This is a genomic window from Amycolatopsis sp. WQ 127309, assembly GCF_023023025.1.
Classification (GTDB): Bacteria; Actinomycetota; Actinomycetes; order Mycobacteriales; family Pseudonocardiaceae; genus Amycolatopsis.
Map to the genome: position 1 here is coordinate 458,069 of NZ_CP095481.1, position 19,106 is coordinate 477,174.

Genomic DNA, 19,106 nt, shown 5'->3' on the forward strand with positions numbered 1-19,106 from the left:
GGGACGACCACTTCTCCCTCGGAGGTCCGCCGGACCGAGATCAGCGTCCGGTAGTTGCCGGCCTGGGACACGTCGACGCAACCCCGGTCGTGCAGCGTCGAAAGGATCGCCCAGGTGCCGGCGACGTCACCGGTCACCTCGCCGTATCCAGGCACCTCCCGCACCAGCCGTTCGTGGAGTTCGGTGGTCACGTACCGGCCCGGATTCGCCGAAGCGATCCGCCGCAACCACGTCGCCGCATCCGCCAGCTCGTCATCGGCCAGAGCGAGCGGTTCGTCGACGGGAGTCAGCATCACGGTCGCCGGAAAGTCGCCGCAGTCGTCCAGGACACCACTGTTCGCCAGGACGGCCACCGACCGGACGACGGCCGTCCGGAAAGCATCCATTGTGGATGAATGGCGCGCCTCAGCAGGCCGCACGCGGCCTGCGGCGACCTCTGCCTGGAGGCAGCTGTCCGCGAGCTCGTCGGGATCCAGCACGCCGCATCGGGAGGCGGTCTCGAGCAGGAACCCTTCGATCCGGTGCTCGGTGGCGGGCGCCATGCCCTGGGCAAGCATCCACTGCAGGGTGCGGAAGCCCCGTCCCGTCCCCAGGGCCAAGCCGTACGACGGAGCGGTGATTTCCCCCGCAGGCTTGCCGGCCTGATCGCGTCCGGCCCGGCCCAACTGCTGGTACAACGCGGCGAGATCAGGCGGCGGCGACACGACGAACACGCATCGGATGTCCACCCGGTTGACACCGAGTCCGAAGGCGCTGGTGGCCACGATGATCAACGGAACGAACCCGGGGTCGCCCTTGGCCGGAGCTTCGCGGAACTCGGTCAGCACAGCCGCCTTCTCCGCTTCGGAGAGCCGGCCGTGGAAGCGCCGGACTTGGCGGATACCGGCCTCTCCCAGAAACTGGCGGAGATGGGCGTGCAGGGCCTCGACCTCTTTCACCGTCAGGCAGTAGAAGATGGCGTGGTCGTCGCACGCGGTCGCGATCTCCTCGGCTAGCCCCGCGACCGTGGCCGGTCCGGCGTTGCGGATCACCCGCCGGTACACGGCCAGCTCGGGCCGTAGGGGGCTGGCCCTCACCGTGACAAGCGGCTCATTCGCGGCGGGCTCTTCCGCCAGGCCGAAGAGCCCGGTCCGCAGGCCGATGTGGACCGACTGGTTCGCGGTGGCGGTCACCGCAGTCACTCGCACCCGATGGTTGTTCCGGAGCTCGGTGATGAGCCGCTCGGCACGGCGGAAGCTCGGGCGGAAATCGTCACCCCACTGCACGAACGTGTGCGCCTCGTCCACCGCGATCCGGCGCAGGATGCCCTTCACCGCAGCGGCGCGCAGCAACTCCTGGAACCGGCGGTTCGCCAGCCGCTCCGGCGAGACGTAGACGAGCCGGATGCCGTGGTCGGCGACGCCGGTCAGCTGTTCGGCGACTTCGGTCTTCCCGCGGCGGCTGTTCGACTCCGGCATCGGGCCGACCAGCGCGCGTACCGCACCGCCGACCGTGGCGTTCAGCTGCAGAGCCTGATCCGCCATCAAGGCGACCAGGGGCGAGACGACGACCGTCACCCCGGAAAGCGCCAGCGCCGGCAGCTGGAAGGCGTACGACTTCCCGAACCCGGTCGGTAGCAGGGCCAAGACGTCGGCGTCCTCGGCGACTGCCCGGATCACCGACTCCTGCTGCTCTCGCAGCCGAAGCGGTTCGTCCGAGAAGCGGAGCAGGCCGGCGATCCGGCTGCACCGCTCGACCAGCAGGTCGCCGAGAGCCCTGGAGGCACGGGCGGCCGCTTCTTCCTCTGGGCCGATGACCGCGTCGAGGATCTCGCGGGTGGCCGGCAGCAAGGTGTGAGCCCGCAGCGCGTCGGACTCGCACAGCTCGACCGCCCGTTCCGGGGTGATGAGCCCGTGGTCACCGAGAAACCGCCAGATCGTCCGCCAGCCCTCGGCCATCGACATCACGTTGCCGCCCGCGGGCTCGCCGGTCGCCTCGTCCGGGACCAGCAGACCTGGATCGAGCGATTCGAGAAACACCCGGCGGTAGCTCCGGCGCTGCGCGGTGCGGCCGGCCAGCCGGCGATCGCTGATCACAACAATGCCCCGGTGCTCGGTGGAACGAACCAGCCTGCCGACGGCCTGCCGGAGATCCATCGCGGCCAACGGCAGGTAGTAGCCCTCGTTCGCGGCGCGCTCGGGGTCGGGATCACCGGCGGCAGCGGCCCGGCGCGCCGCTGCCGCGCGCCGGGCGGCGACGAGCGGGTCGGCGAAAGGAGCGAAGGGCAGCTTGTTGATCCACACGAGCGAAACCCGGTCCGCCGCGAAGTCAACGCCCTGCCACATCCCCCGCGTCGCGACGCAGAAGCCACCGGTTTCGGCGAACGCACGCGCGGCACGCGTGTTACCCAGCAAAGGGGCCACCGTGACCGGCGTTCCCGGGGCTCGCCCGGAGAGCTCACCGATCAGCCCTTCGGCGACGGCGGAAGCCGCCTTCTTCGCGGTCGTCAGGACCAGACCGCCCCCGCGGAACGCTTCGCCGTCACGGCGGATGACCTCCTCCGCGTAGCCGGCCAGCTGGTGCGCCGTCGTCCGCACCGCGCCGTCGGCTTGTTCACCCCAGCTCGGGAAGTCGGAGAGGCAGACCAGACGAGCCTGGCCGGCCAGGTCGAACGGACCGGGCAGCGCGAACGCGTCGACGTCCGCCCCGAGACCGAGCCTCGAGCGGATGTAGGTCCAGCTGCCGGCCACCCGGAGCGTGGCAGAAACGTAGAAGACCCGGCTGAACCGCTGACGCACCTCGGCCCACGTCACCTCGCGGCTGAGCTCGATGGGGGCGGAGGTGACCGCGAACGCGTACCGGCGAGCGGAAACGCTGATCCCCTCGCTTTCCAGCTCGGTGGCGTAGACGACGCGGTTGCCGTCTTCGGGCGGCGGATCATCCGGCCGCCCGTCCAGGATCTGCCGCGCGTCTTCGGTGATCTGGCCGGCCGAGTCCGCGAGCACCTCGACACGCGCTGCCAGTGACGCGGTGCGCTCGTACTCCCACCAGGCATCGGTCGGTGTTCGAGCACCCAGATACCCGGCCAGTGCCCCGGCGACGGCGTTCGACGAACGGGCCAGGCGGTCGAGGCGGCTGAGCAGCTGCCGGGACGGGGCCTCGCCGCCGACTCCGCCGAACGGGCTGGCCAAGGTGATGACGCGAGTACCCACCGTGCCACCGGACCGGTCGAAGACGGCCTGGGCCGCTCGTGGCAGCGTCTCGGTGTCCAGCAGCGACTCCAGATCCGAAACGGCTTCGACCAGCCTGTCGGGAACTTCGCGCGCGCGGGTGCACCAACGGCGCAGCTCGCCGGTGAGGTTCTCCACCGAGCGGTAGTCGACTTCGGCGCTCGCTGCGGCGGTGGCGGCCTGCTCGAGCGAATGCGCCTCGTCGATGACGAGCAGCGTCCTGTCCGAACCCACGTCCGGCTGGCCCAGGAGAAGCGCGTGGTTGGCGACGACGAGCTGGTGCGCGGCGAAAGCTTCACCAGCGGTCTCGGTCATCCGGCCGAGGATCGACGAGGAGCTGCGCCGGTAGTCGCCGGTTTCCTGGCTGAGACCAGCGAGCCAGAGCGAAAGCGGAGCGCGAGCACCCGATTCGAAGTACTCGGCGACGAAGGCGGGGAGATCGGCTGGATCAACACTCCGTGACGACCAACGCTGGTCCAGCGTCCCGGCCTCGCCCAAGCGCCGGAGTAAGTAGATCAGCAGTTCCTGGTAGCACGGGTCGGCGGCGAACCGGATGCGCTGCTCCGGCTGTGCACTGCCGGTGGCGTCGGCCAGAGCGGTGACGAGCGCACGCAGGGAGAGCCTGTTCCGCTTGCCCTTGACCAGAGTGGCGACGTCCTCGATCCCGGGCACAACCGCGACCAGCCTGGTGATGTCCTCGGCGAGCTGGGACTGGAGCTGCTTGGTGTGGGTCGAGAGCACGACCTGCCGGCCCGGAGCGCCGGCGAGCCAGTCGAGGCCGGTGGCGAGGACGGCGAGGCTCTTGCCGGTCCCGGTGGGAGCCTCGCACAGGGCATCCCGTCCGGCCGTCACTTGATCGGCCATCCGGGCGGCCATCTCCTGCTGTGCGGGACGACGCTCCACCCGGCCGGAAGCCGCAGCGATGGCGAGGCGGTGCGGGTCGACCCGGCCCGACTCGTCGCGCAGTTCGGTCGAGACGATCAGGCGAGTGCGCCGGCGGCTCGGTTCCCACGCCGGGAGCAGGTCCGCCAAGACCTGCACGACCGCGGCGTCATCGTGCTCGGGGAGGGTCGGGCCGGCGCCGAGCAACGAGGTCATCACGTCCCAGGCGGCTGTTCCCGCCCCCACGCCCAGCACCAGATCGCGTTCGGCCCGCGGCCACGCGGCCACCGTTTCGGCCGCGCGCCCGAGCAAGCGAGCGGCCAGTACCGCGTCGTCCCCGGCATCGTGCCACCGCATCCCGGAACGGTCGATCCCCAGCTCAGTGGCGAGCTCGGCAAGACGGTGTGAACGCGCGGCCGGCCAGACGGCGTGGGCGAGGTAGAGCGCGTCGACCCGACGGGGGCCGCCGAACCCCTGGATGCCCGCGTCGGCGCTTGCTTCGTCGAGCAAGGGGAAGTCGGCCTGCATACCGTTGTATGCGATCAGGATGTCCGCGTCGGCGCAGAACTGCCGCAGCGCCTCGAACGCTTCCGCCGGACCGACCGCCTCGCGCTCGTAGGACGCGCGGACGCGCTCCGACCTGATGTCGGCTTCCCAGCCTTCGTCCGGCAGCTGGACCCAGGCGGTGAACCGCTCGCCCCGGCTGACCCAGTCCGAGTCGCAGGACAACCGAGCGCCGCCGATCTGATAGATTCGGCGGTCGCCGTCCGGTCGTTCCGAACTGGGGCGTACCACGGATTCGAAATCCACGACGACGGCACGCAGGAAATCGGGATGTCCCTCGTCAGACTGAGGTGCCGTCTTCGGAACGACCGAGAGAATCTCCCCATCGGCCCGAACCAATCCGGCCCGGATCGCCGCCATCACAACCGCGCGCAGGCGCCGCGCTGTCAATAGTGGCCAGCGGCGCTGCGATTCCTCCAAAAGCACGTTTCCGTCGACCGGCCCGATCCGGTCGAGGATCTCGGCGACTTCTTCGGCTTGGCACACTTCTGCGGCCATGAAAACCTCCGACGAAGCCGTTTCAGCCACAGGATCGTGGCGCTTTTTCACCTTTGCCAAGCGAAGGGTGAAACGTCAACACAGGTCGCCGGTACGGCCCTGCGGACGCCTCCTTCCGCCGGACAAGATCGACGATCACCACCACGCATGGTTGATGGATCGGCAGTCGGCCACCGCACGTTACAACTCGAAGTGATGAAGCCATCGGCGGTACCGGCCCACCGGAAGGCCGACACCCGTCATACTTTCGAGTGAATTCTTACAACGTTTCTTACGGGCCAGCATTCCGTCAACCTCGCAACGCGAAATCGCTCACGCGAGCAGGTCATCCAACGCGTAGCACCACGTGGCATTGGTAGTCCCAGCGATCGCCGGCGTGCCCGGCTGGTTCGACGTGGACCCGCTGGCACGCCTTGGCCGAGCTGTCCAGGTCACCGGCGGTTCTTGCGCCGGGCTGTGCCTTGAAGCTTGCGCTTGGACTTCTTCGGATCACCGCCGCCGCTCTTGCCCGCCGACACCTCGCCGCGTTGTACTCGGTTCAACGTGGTCTTGCGCCAGTTTCTCAGGACCTCCGGCAGGTGAGCTCGGCTGTTGAGCCACTTCATCGCGGCACGGGTGTACAGGTCCTCGGTCGCCTCGAACTCCTTCGCGAAACCAGGTACCAGCAGGACCCGCCGCGCGAGAGTCGTGTACATCGGGTCACCAGCGAAGCGCCGCATGCCCTGCACGGTGCTGATCCCAGGACAGAACGCTCCTCCAGCGAACCACGCGGCACCCGCCATCACACTGCCGGAATCTTCACCCTCCTTGATCGTCAGTTCGGTGAGGCGCGTAACGACCTCACGCTCGGTGTCATCGATGATGACCAGCGTGTCGGTCTCCAGCGCTCGTTGATAGGCCTCGATCGCTTCGGCCGAGGTCGACAACGTCAGCCGCTGCTCGACGCCGGTGGTCTCGAAGTGCAGAACGGATTCGGAGGTCTGCAGACCGGAACGTCGACCGAAGACTCGCGCTGTTCGGCGGAAACCGGTCAGGAACGTGACCGCAGGACGCTTCACCCCCTTACGGAGCCCATCGCCGTGTCGGGCGTACGGTGACGAAACGAACGGGCAGACCTGAGCCGCGTACAAGGCACAGATTCCGTGGACCGGCGCCTCGTTCGAAACGAGCGTCGTAGCCTTTGCCATCACCTCGTCGAAGGAAACCTGCCACCGCAGCTCTTCGCCGAACGGAAGCGCACACACCGCACACAGATCGAAGGTGGCCAGAGCGAGCTTTCGCGGCTCCGACAACGCACCGAAGTCGACGTCCCCAGGCTCTTGGCCGGTCGTGGCGATGATCGGGTAGCCGCGAGGGTCCGCACGAAGGTGCTCGAGCCGTTTCGGCTTCGGCACCGAACGGGGACCCTTACCTGCCGGCTCGGGCGAATCACCGAGAGTCATCTCCCCAGCTTATGGCACGGCGTCAAAACGGCGCCTCAGGTCGGGTCACTCCGACGGTCCGTCGTCGTGGACTGCGGGCTCAGATACTCCTCGGCGAGCTTGGCCAGGTGCATCGGCAGGGGCCTCGCAAGGGGTACGTAGTCGTCGTGGAACCTGAGCTGATGGGCGATCGCCGCCCACACCGCCGGTTCGTCCTCCCGGGGACAGCCCAGCACCGTCAGTTCCAGGTACTGCGGGTTCCACGCGCTCACCGTGGACGCGTGGCCTGGGCCTTGCTCTCCGGTGAGTTTGCGGAGTCCACGGGGGACCTTGGGGAAGTTCTTGGGTACGTCCGCCGTGCTGGCAAAAACCCGATTGTCCGGCAAAGCTTCCTGTGACGCCCAAAGTCCGACACCGAAGCCAGGCGTGTCGTTGTCCTTGCCGGGCGCGTACCACTGCGGGACCTCGTCCCGGCTGTTGCGGTCGCGGATCAAGACGACCCGCAGGTCCTCACCGAACGCACCCAGGCGTTGGTCCGGTTCGCCGGCAAAGCCGAGCTTGTCCCGCACCAGGGTTCCGTTGCCCAGCCATCGCCACGAATCCCGGAGGTTGCCGGCGTTCACCAGCAGTAAGGTCGGGCGATCCCGGACCTGGAAGAGGATCGCGCGCACCCGTCGTTCGATGTCGGCCCGTTCGTCCTCGACGGTGAGAAATGGACGAATACCACTCGCCGAGCCGTCCGCGGCGAGGCCACCTGTTGCCAGGGATAGGAGAAAGTCAGCGTACGGGAGCCAGTCCTGCAAACGATCGTCCCAGGCCCGGACCGGGTGTTCGGTGTCGGCGGGCCGCACTCGCACGGCGATGAGCTGCCGGCCTGCTCGCTTGGACTTCGCCGTGGCCTGTTTGCGCACCACCCACAAGGCAACGTACTGAAGATCCGCCGGGAGTCCAGCACCCGCACGATGCGCCGGTGCGGAGACGGCACCGAGCTGACGAAGCCCGTCCCGACACGCGGCTTCGGCGCGGGTCGCCGGATCCGCGGTCTCGTTGTCGGCGACCTGGATAAACTGGGCGACCCGCCGACTGTCGGCGAATCCGAGCCGTAACGCGAGCTTCGGGTCCGTGCCGGGAACCGTGAACCGGTCGGCGCCGGGGATCTCGATCAAGGCCAACCCCGGCCGACCAGCGCGACGCGGGTACCGCGCGGCCACCGCTGCTCTCCGTGCGCGGAGTGCCTCAGCGTCTTCGAGCTGCGCCTCTGACGAGGTTTTCAGTGCCGTGGCCAGGAAACTCGCGTCGGACAGCAGGACGTCGATTTCGAGGCCACCCACGGACCAGCGGCGAAGATCGCCTTCGCCGAGATCGGTGACTCCGAGCAGCAGTGCAAGTTGTCGCAGCAGGTGCTCTCGCGTCTCCGGGTAGGCAGTGACGATGTCGACGTGCAGCGGCTCGCCCGCCAACACGGTGCGCAGCGTTTCTCTCCGAGCCGATACTGCACGCAAATCCACTTCGGCCCGGCGCACCGGGTCGGTCTTCGGCACCTTCGGGAGCAAGACCGGCTTGGTGACGCGGAACGCTCGCTCCAGCGACGGAACTCGGCGCAGCCACGGACGGAGCCCGGCTTCCACCCAGTTGTCGAGATCAGCCCGCTCCCCGGGCATCAGACCGGCGGCGATCTCGTGCCGGCCCATGGCGGTGCTGTGCACCACTGCCGCTCTGACGCCGCCTTGACCGGTCAGCCATGCGCGCGGATCGGCGATGAGGTCTTCCGGTTTCGGGTAACGCCGCACGATGTCGAGCTCGTCGATGATCTCCACCGGGCTGTGTCCTCGCCACGTGCACCGCCCTTCGGCGGCAGAGAACTTCATCGTGTTGCCGACCAGGCGGAGGCGACTCTCGCCACTTTCTTCGTCCCAGGGCACCGGAAGGTCGAACAGCACCGTTGCTCCGCGGCCACCGGGAACCCAGACGGGGGAACGCGTGGACCATCGGCGGATCCCCGACGACACGTGGACGCGAAAAGACGGGGAGAACGGGACGGTGTGCAGGGTGATCCCCAACCGGGCCGAGTACCGGTGGTCCACTCCGTTCTTCCGGAACGTCTCCGGCGGCCAGGAAACCAGCTCCGCCCCGTGTTCGAGCCGGACTGCGCGGAAGCACATGTCGGTGGCTGCCCCTTCGGCTTGGAAGGGCCGCTCCGCCAGACGAAGAGCCAGTAGCTCCGGCAGGAGCGCGTAGAGCCGCCGGTGTGGTGCGGCGGTCCCGCCCGGGGACACATCGGTACCGGACAGCTCCACCGCGCAGGTCGACCACTCCGGTTCGGTTTCGCGGACAGCGTCGAGCACACGGCGCGTGGCGGCGAGGTGTTCGCTCTCCGGCCGGAGAGCAGCGACCCAGCTCAAGAAGGCGGGCAGCACGACATCGGTCGGCAGCGGCTCCCGCGCGTAGAGCCACGGCACCGAACTGTCGGCGGCGGCGCCACGGCCGGTCGCGAGCATCCCCGGCGCCACCGCGCGCAGAAGGCTGTCGAGCTTGCGGACCGGCAGCCCGGCGAAGGGCTCCCGACTGCGCCAGCCGAGCGCGGACAGATCGGTCAGCTCGGTGCGCCACTGCTCGGCGAAGGTCGTCACGTGGAGGTCTTCGACCCACGGGCCATGCTCGGGGTCGGGCTCGTACGCGCAGGGAGTGATCAGGGAGTGCATTCCGGATTCCTGTCCTCGAGAAGGCGGTCAAGGGCCGCCCAGAGCGGCCGGTAAAGCGCGTCGACGATGTAGCGATCGTGAGTCGGCTCCGTCGAATCCATGGTCAAGTACGGCGTCAGGACGGCGTGGATGTTGTGCAAAAGGCTGGTCGCGGTCGTTTCGTCCGCCGGTCGGCCCGCGGCCGTTTCCGGAGCGAACGCGGAGTCGACGAACACGACGCGAGCGGGCACTCCGCCTCGCACCAGGCGGCCGATGACCTGCCAGATGAGCACCAGCAGGTCCCAGGTCACCGTGTCGCGATCGGGGCCGAGCGAGCTCCAGCCGAGTGACCTGGCGAGAGCCCGGTACCACCGGCCTCGCGCTTCCTTGCGGATCGCCGTGGCGCCTTCGTCCAGATCGGCCGCTTCCCCGAGCTGCTCGGTGAAGCCGGCGCTGTCGGCGAACCGGACCAACCAGTCGTTCACGGTGTGGACCGCCAGCCCCAAGTCGTCCGGCCGGGGGTTCGGCCGCGCCAGGAAGAAGACACTCCCGATGGCGGCGACCTTGTCGTCGTTCAAGATGTTGTGCCCACGCTCCACGGCGAGCAGCGGCGCCACGAGGATCTCGGCCGCAGTGTCGCGGAGCGTGTCGACATCACCGCGGCGCAGGACCGGTGCGTGGTGGTCGTCATCGCTCCCGACCGTGACCTCGACATCGTCGGACACGAGCCGTACGACCCGGCCATTCCACCTCGGACTCAAGGTGTGCAAGGTGTCGGCGGCCAGCTCGGCCTCGTCGTAGCTGCCGACCAGCAGGAGGATCCGCCGTCGGGCATCCGGCCACTCACGTAGCTCGCGCTCCAGAATGCTCCCGTCGTGGTCGGGCTCGCCCAGCCGGGTCACCATACGGCGAAGGATCTCCGGGCGTTGATCGAGATCAGCGCCGGAGAGCTTCAGTGGTTCACCCCCGGCTCCACCTCGCAGGAATTCGAACCGCATCTCTGTTCCCTCGACAACGGCTTTGACGGCGTCTTCGGCGGGTAGCAGGATGACGCCGACCGGGACCCGCACGTGGTAGCGGCTGGAGCTGCCCGCCCAGCTGCTCCCCGACATCAAGAGCACGTTCGTCCCTGGGCGGCCGTCCACCCGAGGCAGGTCCGGCATGGCACGAAGCAGTTCTCGCCCGATTCCGCTGCACCGGAAGTACCGCAGCTCACCACTCTGCACACCGTGACGCGGCGGCCCGTCGACGATGAACTGGAAACCGAGTACGTTCCCCATCGGGGCTTCCGGGACGAGCGGGCCGTAGTCCGGCGGCCTTTGGTACATGTCGTTGAAGCCCAGCTTCAGAACCGATTCGACCCGTGGCCACATCGCGTTCATCAGAGCCAGCTTCGGTTCCAGTGCCGACAGAAGGAGGGTGAACTCGAACTGGCGGCGCTTCTCGTCCAGCCAGTCCACCGGATCCGGAGCGGGCTTGTGTCCGCGTTTGGCCGGGCGAGGCCGTGCCTGTTCTTCGTCGAAGGCCAGCTGCAGCTCTTCCAGCTTCGAAGTCAGATCGAACAGCTCGACCAGGAAATCGCTGATCTTCTGGCGGGTCGCCGGTTGGCGCCCGGTCGTGAGCACCTCGTTCACCAGCGTCGTGAGTTCCGGAGTGACCTTTCCGGTGCGGTCACCGAAGGGGTTGTCGCGGAACTCGTCCAGCAATTCGGTGAGGTGCTTGCGCGGCTCCTCCGCATCGGCCAGGTCATCGGGATAGCGCTCCTCGATCAGGCGGAGCTGCAAGGTCCACGCGCTGAAATAGCCGGTGTGCACCCAGTCCCGCAGACCACGGTCGGCGACCAGCATCGCGTACAACCGGTCGGTGGTCGCGGTGATCGTGTTCACCGCCGCCGTCCAGTCTTCGACGTCGTGGTCGGACAGCTGCATCCGGGCGCCTTCGACCAGCTCGCGGTTCTTGTGGCCGACCAGATCGTCCAGCAGTGACCTGCTGCCCGAGCTGCCGACCAAGGTGACCGCGGGCGCGAACATCCGGTCGAGCTGCATCTGCACCCGGTCGGCTTCGTCGACGATGACCAGGTCGCTCCGTCGGCAGGCGGCTTCGAGATAACGGACCTTCTCGGCGTTCTGCGGGCGTGGTACTGCGGCGTCCACCAGACCGGCCGGAGTCGAAACCCAGATGGTGGCTTGCACCAGCTCGTGTGCGCCACGGTGCCGCGGGCAACCGGCCCAGAAGGGGCAGGCCACCGGCACAGTCGACCACTCCCGTTTGGCGTCGGGCCGCACGGTGCGGCGGTACAGCCGGGTGCACGGGGCCTGGTTGAAGGCGAGGACGTCGTCCTGGTCGCTGAGGAGGGTGTTCAGCGCACACGACGTGCTCAAGTAGCCGAACCCGGGATCCTCGTGGGCAAGGACGTTCGCCACGCCCCGCCCGGCAAGCCTGCGGTGCATCCGTTGCGCATGCCGTTCCTTGCCCGACGCGCCCAGGATCGGCGCCGCCTTGCCACCGGTGTAAATGTTGTAGAGCCTCACCAGTTCGAGGGTTTCGGCGACGTCGCCGACCACGACCGTGATCCGGTAGCCCTGCCGGGCGAGGTGCACGGTCAGCACGTCACGCAAGGTGCTCTTCCCCGCCCCGACGATGCCGAGGAGATGTTCGATCCCCGCTATGGTGAACCCGGGCTCACCGCGGAAGTCCTGCTGCCCACGCGTCCGGAGCCGGACCGAGTCCATCCGCCCCGCCCAGTCGTGGAATTCGATCGTGTCCATGTCCTTGGCCGTCGCGATCAGATCGTCCCGGTTCACGAGGATCGGCTCGCCGCTTTCGGCTGGGGGCAGGTCGATGTCGTGCCCGGCCGGCTTGGGAAGGTGCGCGGTGTCGGGCAGGTCGACGCGGACTGTCGCGCGGCCAGCCTGGAACCGGTGCAGTCCTCGCCGGGCGAACACGGCCGGGCCGCCCTTGAAAGGCGGGGCCGTGGCCAGCAAGCGGTCGTACCGGGTGAAGCGGTCGTCGGCGATACCCTCGGTCGGCAGGCGGACGATCCGGGCGTCCGGGCCCGAGGCGTCGAAGGCCCGGAACTTTCGGTCCAGAGCCTGGTAGGTGGCCAGGGCGTCGTGCCACGTCGCGCGCCGCCGCAAAGTCCACAACGTGAAGCGCGCGGAGCGAAGTGCGGTAGCCGCTTCGTCGCTGGTCACGAGTCCACGGCCGCGGGCGTAGGGGATCCCGCAGAACAAAACCCAAGCTCCGCCGATCGGTTCGCCGGGGTTCAGGCGCTCGTGTAGCAACAGCCCCAGCTCGACATCGCACAGCAGGGCGGCCTGGTCCGTTCGAAGACCAGCATCTTCGAGGGCGTCCAGAACGGACGCCAGCACTACTCCGGAGTCGCGCATCAGGCGTCCTTTCGGTCGTTAGTCGCACCACTGAGCAGTTCGCTTTCAGTCGCGAGAATGACGAGGGATCCGGGTGGCAGCGCGTCGGTGAATTCTTGACGGGCGACCGGTGTGGCCGTCGGGGAACGGTCCGGGACCACCGCGACGTCCACACGATCAGCGGTGGCGTCGCCGGCCAGGGCCGAAGCGACAATCCGGTCGTAACAACGGAAGGTGATCGGTGCGCAGCCGGGAAAACGGACTTCGTGGCGCCGGGTGGCCGGGTCCGAAGTGCGCATCGGCAGTCCTTCGGACACAAGGCCACCGCGAACTCGATCATCCAAGGTGGCCGGCAAGGCGACGAAGAGCCGGAGCGCGGTGTGGAGCAGGAGCGCCCGGCCGGCCTGCAGCCGCGGCCCTGCCCAGGCTCCTGGCGGGCAGGTCTCCCGTTCGCACCGGACGATGACCTCGTCCGCAAGATCATCCAACCGGGCAGGCAGCCCGCACTCGCAAAGAGCAACCCGGCCTCGCACGGCCCATTCGGCCGGAACCGGCCGGTACAGCGCCTTGACGGACTTGAAGATCGACGCGTCCTTCGGGCTCTTCATCAGGAGTTCGCGCGGCGTGCCGGGTCCGACCAAGACGTGCGACTCCAGGAACCGGAGCCGTTCGGCTGCTTCGTCTTCGGAAAGATCGGACAGGGCGTCGGCCATGAGCGCGTCGGCGGTGGCTGCAACTCCCGCCAGCTCGGCGCAGGCCCGGGTCCGGATGCGGTGCACCGGATCGACCAGAGCGACTCCGGGGTGCGCAGGCGGGTGCGGCCACTGCTTCGAGGTGAGGTCCGTGCACCACCGGACCAGCTCGGGCACGCCTGCCGGGGGGGTGCGCTCGTGGTCGAGGCACTCCCGGACGACGAGGTCCAGGGCGTACTGCGTGTCGTCCGGGTATGGCGGAACCGACGGGCTCGAGCTGTCGCGGCTCGACAAAGCGTCGATACCTCGGGCCAGGTGGTGGAGCAAGGTCGTCATGCGTCTCCTTCGGTCGTTTCCCGAGCGGAACACCACCGGGCCACTTCGCAATCGGCGCAGTGTCTGCCCGGAACCGGGACGAACCGGTCGTCGTCATGCCACCGGCCGAAGGACTCGCGCACCACCTTCTCGGCGTGCAGGCGCACCTCCGGGGTCCGCGGGTCGAGCGTGTAAAGGTCAGCGCCCGCGGGCCGGAGCACCTCCAGCTCGACCCGGCCGATTCCCAGTCCGAACTCGTCACGCGCCGCGAGAACGGTGGCCAGGGCGAGCTGGGGGTACTGCTCGAGCCATGGCCTCGTCCCACGGCGCCCCCAGGCCGAGGTCTTCACTTCCCGCCAGACCCACGTGGTGCCGTCGTGGTAGAGGAGATCGGGCTTGGTGAGGACGATCGTGTCGGCGTCGACGTCGTCGAAGACCAGGTTGGGCTCCACCCGGAGGTCGGCCGGCTTCGTCGTGTGCCGCACCGGGCACACGACGGCGTGATGACGCAGGAGCACAGCTCCGAGTGCCCGGTCGTCTTCCGTCAGGTCGAAGCCGGAGGGCACCCAATCCGTCGGGATCCGGGTGTCGCAGGGACAGGTGGCTTCGTGGTGGCGATCCTCGAGGTATCGGTGCACCGCCCGTCCCCGTTCGGCCGCAGGCCCCCGTTCGACCTTCTGGTCGACGGGAAGACGCTGCCGGCGTCCGTAGTCCAGAGCAGGACAGGTGGCGTGATTCCGCGCCGACGTAGCGGACCAGCTCCGGCGCGGTCGCCGCCGGTTACGGACTCCCAGCAATCCCGGCGTCCGGCGCAGCTCAGGGCACACCGCGGCGAACGGGCAGTCGGCGCACACAGCGCCCGGCCGATACTCGAAAGGATCACCAGCGTCCACGAGCTGGGCCAAGGCGTCCCGGCCCGACACCGCGTAGAGATCGAGCGCGGCTTTCCGCGAACCGTCGAACAGGGTGACCGACCGGCCCTCCAGCATGCCGAACTGCCGGATCGTCACCTGCTCCGGGAGCGCGTCCGGGCCTCCCTCGGCCAGGACGAGCGCGGCAACCGCGATCTCGGCGTCAGTGCGCGTCCGGCCTCCGAGGCGGTTCGCCGGCAGCCGCACTTCGCGCACCTTGCCGTCCACGGAGCGGTAGCACCGGCCCCAGGCACTGATCCGGTACTGCCGTGCGCCTCGCTGGTCGGCATTCGCGAGTACGGATTCATAGACCCACCGACCCCGGAACGGCTTCAAGACGCCGTTCAAGCGGGCTGGGAAAGCTTCGAGATACCCGGCAACGGCGTGCTCCGTCCACTGCCTGACGGAGTCGTGCATCGAACGCCGGCTGAGTTTCCCGAGCGCGTCTCCGACCGCGACTCCTCGGTGCTCAACGAGGTCGAGCACGTCCATGAACGCTCCATTCGTGAACGTTTCCAGCACCTCGGGCTTGCGGGGTACCGGGGTATCGGCGCGGTAGCGCGGCCGCGCTACGAGCGCATCGCGCGCCGGGCAGCGATACCTGGCCGGTCCGAGCATCCCGACCGACACCTTGATCAGGCCGGAATCACCGGATACCCCGACCGGAGGGTGCCATGTCGTCATTTCTTCCTTCTTCCGTGAGAGCATTCCAGGGTGTTCCATCCAGGTGAGATCGTCGACGGCCGTTATGTGGTGCGGGAAGCACTCGGCCAAGGGAATTCGGGTGAGGTCTACCGGGTCACTGACCGCGGCACCGGGGCCAGGCTCGTGCTCAAGATCCAGCCGGCCCGGTTCTTCGAGAACACCACCGACTACGAGTACTTCGGCGAGGGAATTCTCCACGAGGCATCGATCGCACAGGAGCTCCGCGAGGTGCCCCGCCTGATCCTCGCTCGCCCTGGTGGCGATCATGTCAAGCGGCAGTACCTGGTAATGCCGGACGTCGACGGCCGGGATCTTGTGGCTTTCTCAGCCGACGAGGCCCCCGTCTCTTCCGAACGAACGGCGGCGATCATCGCCCAACTGTCTAACGCTCTCGGCGAGTTGCACTCTCGCGGTTGGATCCACCGTGATGTCAAGGCCGAGAACGCACTCATTGCCCCGGACGGCCGGGTCTGGCTGATCGATCTCGGCAGCGCAGTTCCCCGGGACGTGGACGCGAGCCCACAGGGCACTCCTGGATACAGCGCGCCCGAGGTCCTGCAGGGAGCCCCGGCTACCGCGGCCTCAGACATCTTTTCGTTGGGCTGTTTGCTGTTCAAGCTGGCGATCATGGGCCTTCCTCACGACAACACGACGGGACTCCCGCCAGTTCCTGGCCCTCCGTTCCCGAACCGGCTGGAGCGTTCGCTTGAAGCGCTTGCCCCGGGGCTGCGCACGGTCGGTCTCCGCATGATCGAATGGGACCCTGCCAATCGGCCGCAGACCATGGGCGACGTGGCCGCAGAACTGGTCCGGCTCCTTCCCGGCCCCGCGGTGCCACCCAGGCGGGGGCGTGTGCCCGACCCAGTGCTCCGGTACTGGCTCGATCGCCACCAAACCGCCTCCTAGACATTCGCCAGCATTTCGTCGACCAGCTCGACGCCACTTGTGTCGCCGAGGTCGTGGTACAGGGCTCGGGCGCTGCGCAATGCCTGCTCACTTTCGTCGGCGCGGGAGTCGCGTCTCAGCACATCGGCGAGCCGCACGAGCGTTTTCGCTTCGTGGCTGCGCCGGGTCAGCGACCGATAATGGGATACCGCGAAGTCGTAGTTCGCCGCAGCTTTCGACAGGTCTCCGCGGTCGGCGTGAACGTCACCCAACAGAACCAAGATAGAGGCTTCGCCGTTCATATCACCGATGTGGGCGAACCGGTCCCGCGCATCTGAACAAGCTCCGACAGCCTCGTCGTGGTCACCCTCGGCGAGCGCGACCCGCGCGAGTCCACCGAGCGCATCGGCCTCACCGAGTTCGTCGCCCAGCTGCTGGAAGAGAGCACGAGCCCGGCCGTACACCGCACTCGCCGTCGAGTGCTCGGCGCGACCGAGGTGAATCGCAGCCATTCCGAAGAGTCCGTACGCAAGACCACGGGTGTCCCCCGCCCCCTCGCTCAGCTGGATGGCTCGCCGCTGCGCCGCTTCGGCCAGCGGGTACACCTTCATGTTCCAGCGGGATCCCCCGAGCATGCGGTAGACCATCGCCTGATCAGCGAGGCCGGCGACGCGTTCGGCCGCCTCAGCTGCGGCACGCAAGTACCGTTCGGCATCGGCAAACCTGCTGCGGCGCCACTGGTATGTAACGAGCGCCATGGCCAGCAGCCAGGTGTGCTGATCGTCACCGGTTTCGGCGGCTTGACGCAGCGCCGCCGTAATCGTCGGATATTCGACGTCCAGCCACTCCATCGCGTCCCGAGCTGTCGGCGGTACCGCCACCTGACCGGCGGAGGCGGCGGGAACGGGCAGCTCGCGACCGGGAACCAGGGCCTGATCGCAGGCCCACACGTGCTGGAGGAGGTACTCGAAGGCGGCCACGATCGCTCCCTCGGCATGGCCCGGAGACAGCCTTAAGGCGAGTTCGAGTCCGTAGTCGCGGACCAGGTCGTGCATCGCGTACCTCCGGTGGATCGGCTCCTCCAGGAGGTGCGCCGCGACGAGTTCATCAATGTCGGCTGCGCAGTCCCGGCCGGCGAGATTCGCCACCGCCGCCAAACTGACGCTGGGCCCCGGGTGCAAGGCGAGCAAGGCCCACAGTTCGGCTGCGGTGCCGGTCAGGCCGCCGTGCGAATACGACAGGGCGACCCGGACGTTCAGGTCTGCCTCACGGCCCGGGGAAAGGGCGTCGAGCCTGGACTTGGTTTCCCTGAGCAAGTCGCGGGTCGCTCGGACCTCTTCGGCGGGATGCCTGTGCAGCCTCGCAGCGACCACCGCCAACGCCAGAGGGAGCCCACCGACCAGCTCGGCGATTTCGTCGACGAAGTGGCCGGTGTGGCGCGTCCGGTGCTCCCCCAGCGAGCCGGTCAGCATGGCGATCGCGTCGGACCGCGCCAACGGTCGCACAGTGAGAGGATGGGCCCCCTCCTGGGCGATGAGGCTCTCCAGGCGAGTCCGGCTGGTGATCACGACGGCGCACCCTGTACCCGGGAGCAGTGGCCGGGCTTGCGCCGCATCCCGTGCGTTGTCGAGCACGACGAGCAATGAACGGCCGGAGGTCGCGGAACGGAACTCCGTGATCAACCCGTCGAGGGTGGTCGTCGGTGGTTCGACGTCGAGGTTCTTGAGGAACCTGGTCAGGATCTCCTCGGGGGATTCTGGAGCGGTCGCGCCGAAGCCGTTGAGGTCCACGTGCAGCGTCCCGCCGGGGAACTCGTCCTCCATCTGGTGCGCCCAGTCGCGAACCAATGCGGTCTTGCCTACTCCGGCCATACCGGTCACCAATGCTATCCGTGCGTCACCGGGCTTGGCGCGTACCAGCACACTGTCCAGCTCTCGCAGTTCGGCGTGCCTCCCGACCAGTTTCGGCCGGAACGCGGGCACCTGCCGCCGCGCCCCGGAGCGAGGTGAAGTCACCGTAGGATGCGGTCCATACAGCGACTGAAGCTCGGCCAACCTGCCTTCGGAATCGCCGTGCTCTTGGCAGTGCCGAGCCAGAAAGGAGCCAGCCGACGACCCTGACTCCGTTTTCGCGATGACGCCGGACACGAGAGTCAGCATCGGAACGTCGTGCGGCCACCGGCCGACGGCGTCGTGCACGGCGATTCGGAACCCTACACGGTCACCGCACTCCGCCGTCGCTTCGAGAAGGTCGAAGGTGGCCGCGCGCCGCAGGCCGTCCAAGTACTCCTGCTCCCGGCACAAATCGAACTTCGCCAAGTCCGCGTCGACGAGCGGCTCGGACCGCCATTCGTCGAGCGCCCTTTGCAGCCGTTCGACCCGAGCATGACCCTCGAGCCGCTTCGCCTCGGTGACCCCACTCGTGAACCGGGCGAAATCGACCGACCAGCCAGAGAGGTCGATCATGCAATGCAGGTTCAGGTTTCTCGGTTTGACTTCCGGCAGCCGTTTCCGGAGAGCTCGCCGCGCCTCTCGGATGCGATCCAGGGGAACACGTTCCCCTGGCCAAAGCCTGGTCACGATCTCCGCGTGCGACATCTTGCGGTTCGGCGCGACGACGAGAAGGGCGAGCAGCCCCTTCGCGAGCGGTGACGAGATATCAACCTCGCCGCCATCCACGCAAACCACCAACGGACCCAAAAGGTGGATTTCCATCAGACCTACTTGACAATCGATGATATTAGCCGGAAGCGAGCTGCGCCCGAACCGATGCCAGATCCTCGCACCCATCGGCACCCGTTGGCCAGTACGCCAACACACGTTCGACCCACGTTCGACCCACGACCGCGGCGAATGATCACCGCCGACCGCCTGCCACGATGGCCTGGCCTGCAAGAATCGTCTGCGGGTAACAACGAGGAACCAAAGATCAAGGAGAACCAGGTGCAGAAGAACCGTCATTTCCGGGAGGCCACG

The 19,106-nt window shown here is 68.0% G+C and carries 7 protein-coding genes and 1 pseudogene; 1 reads left to right on the top strand and 7 read right to left on the bottom strand.

The window, feature by feature from the left end; all coding sequences use genetic code 11:
* Window positions 1–656 precede the first annotated feature (656 nt).
* The 6 genes and pseudogenes from MUY22_RS01630 to MUY22_RS01655 form a co-directional block, all read right to left on the bottom strand.
* Window positions 657–5,153: pseudogene (locus MUY22_RS01630) on the bottom strand (DEAD/DEAH box helicase); the annotation flags it as partial.
* A 431-nt stretch (window positions 5,154–5,584) separates the two neighbouring features.
* Window positions 5,585–6,595, bottom strand: a complete 1,011-nt coding sequence (locus MUY22_RS01635; protein WP_247056245.1) for a hypothetical protein — start codon at window positions 6,593–6,595, stop codon at window positions 5,585–5,587.
* A 35-nt stretch (window positions 6,596–6,630) separates the two neighbouring features.
* Window positions 6,631–9,276: a pPIWI_RE module domain-containing protein gene (locus tag MUY22_RS01640; protein WP_247056247.1), complete on the bottom strand. Its 2,646-nt coding sequence runs from the start codon at window positions 9,274–9,276 to the stop codon at window positions 6,631–6,633.
* Window positions 9,264–12,644 (bottom strand): hypothetical protein, encoded by a 3,381-nt coding sequence (locus MUY22_RS01645; protein WP_247056249.1) that lies wholly within the window; start codon window positions 12,642–12,644, stop codon window positions 9,264–9,266. Before MUY22_RS01645 ends, MUY22_RS01640 begins: the two co-directional genes overlap by 13 nt.
* Window positions 12,644–13,651, bottom strand: a complete 1,008-nt coding sequence (locus tag MUY22_RS01650) for a hypothetical protein (protein ID WP_247056251.1) — start codon at window positions 13,649–13,651, stop codon at window positions 12,644–12,646. The genes MUY22_RS01645 and MUY22_RS01650 overlap by 1 nt, the downstream gene beginning before the upstream one ends.
* The gene (locus MUY22_RS01655) at window positions 13,648–15,225 is read right to left on the bottom strand and encodes a PD-(D/E)XK nuclease family protein (protein ID WP_247056253.1); all 1,578 of its coding nucleotides are present in this window, start codon (window positions 15,223–15,225) and stop codon (window positions 13,648–13,650) included. The genes MUY22_RS01650 and MUY22_RS01655 overlap by 4 nt, the downstream gene beginning before the upstream one ends.
* Window positions 15,226–15,255: 30 nt before the next feature.
* Between MUY22_RS01655 and MUY22_RS01660 the strand changes: the two genes are divergently transcribed.
* Window positions 15,256–16,152: a serine/threonine-protein kinase gene (locus tag MUY22_RS01660; protein WP_247056255.1), complete on the top strand. Its 897-nt coding sequence runs from the start codon at window positions 15,256–15,258 to the stop codon at window positions 16,150–16,152.
* Here the strand turns inward: MUY22_RS01660 and MUY22_RS01665 are convergent.
* Window positions 16,149–18,845 (bottom strand): AAA family ATPase, encoded by a 2,697-nt coding sequence (locus MUY22_RS01665; RefSeq protein ID WP_247056257.1) that lies wholly within the window; start codon window positions 18,843–18,845, stop codon window positions 16,149–16,151. The two genes, MUY22_RS01660 and MUY22_RS01665, sit on opposite strands and share 4 nt — an antisense overlap.
* Window positions 18,846–19,106: the final 261 nt, after the last annotated feature.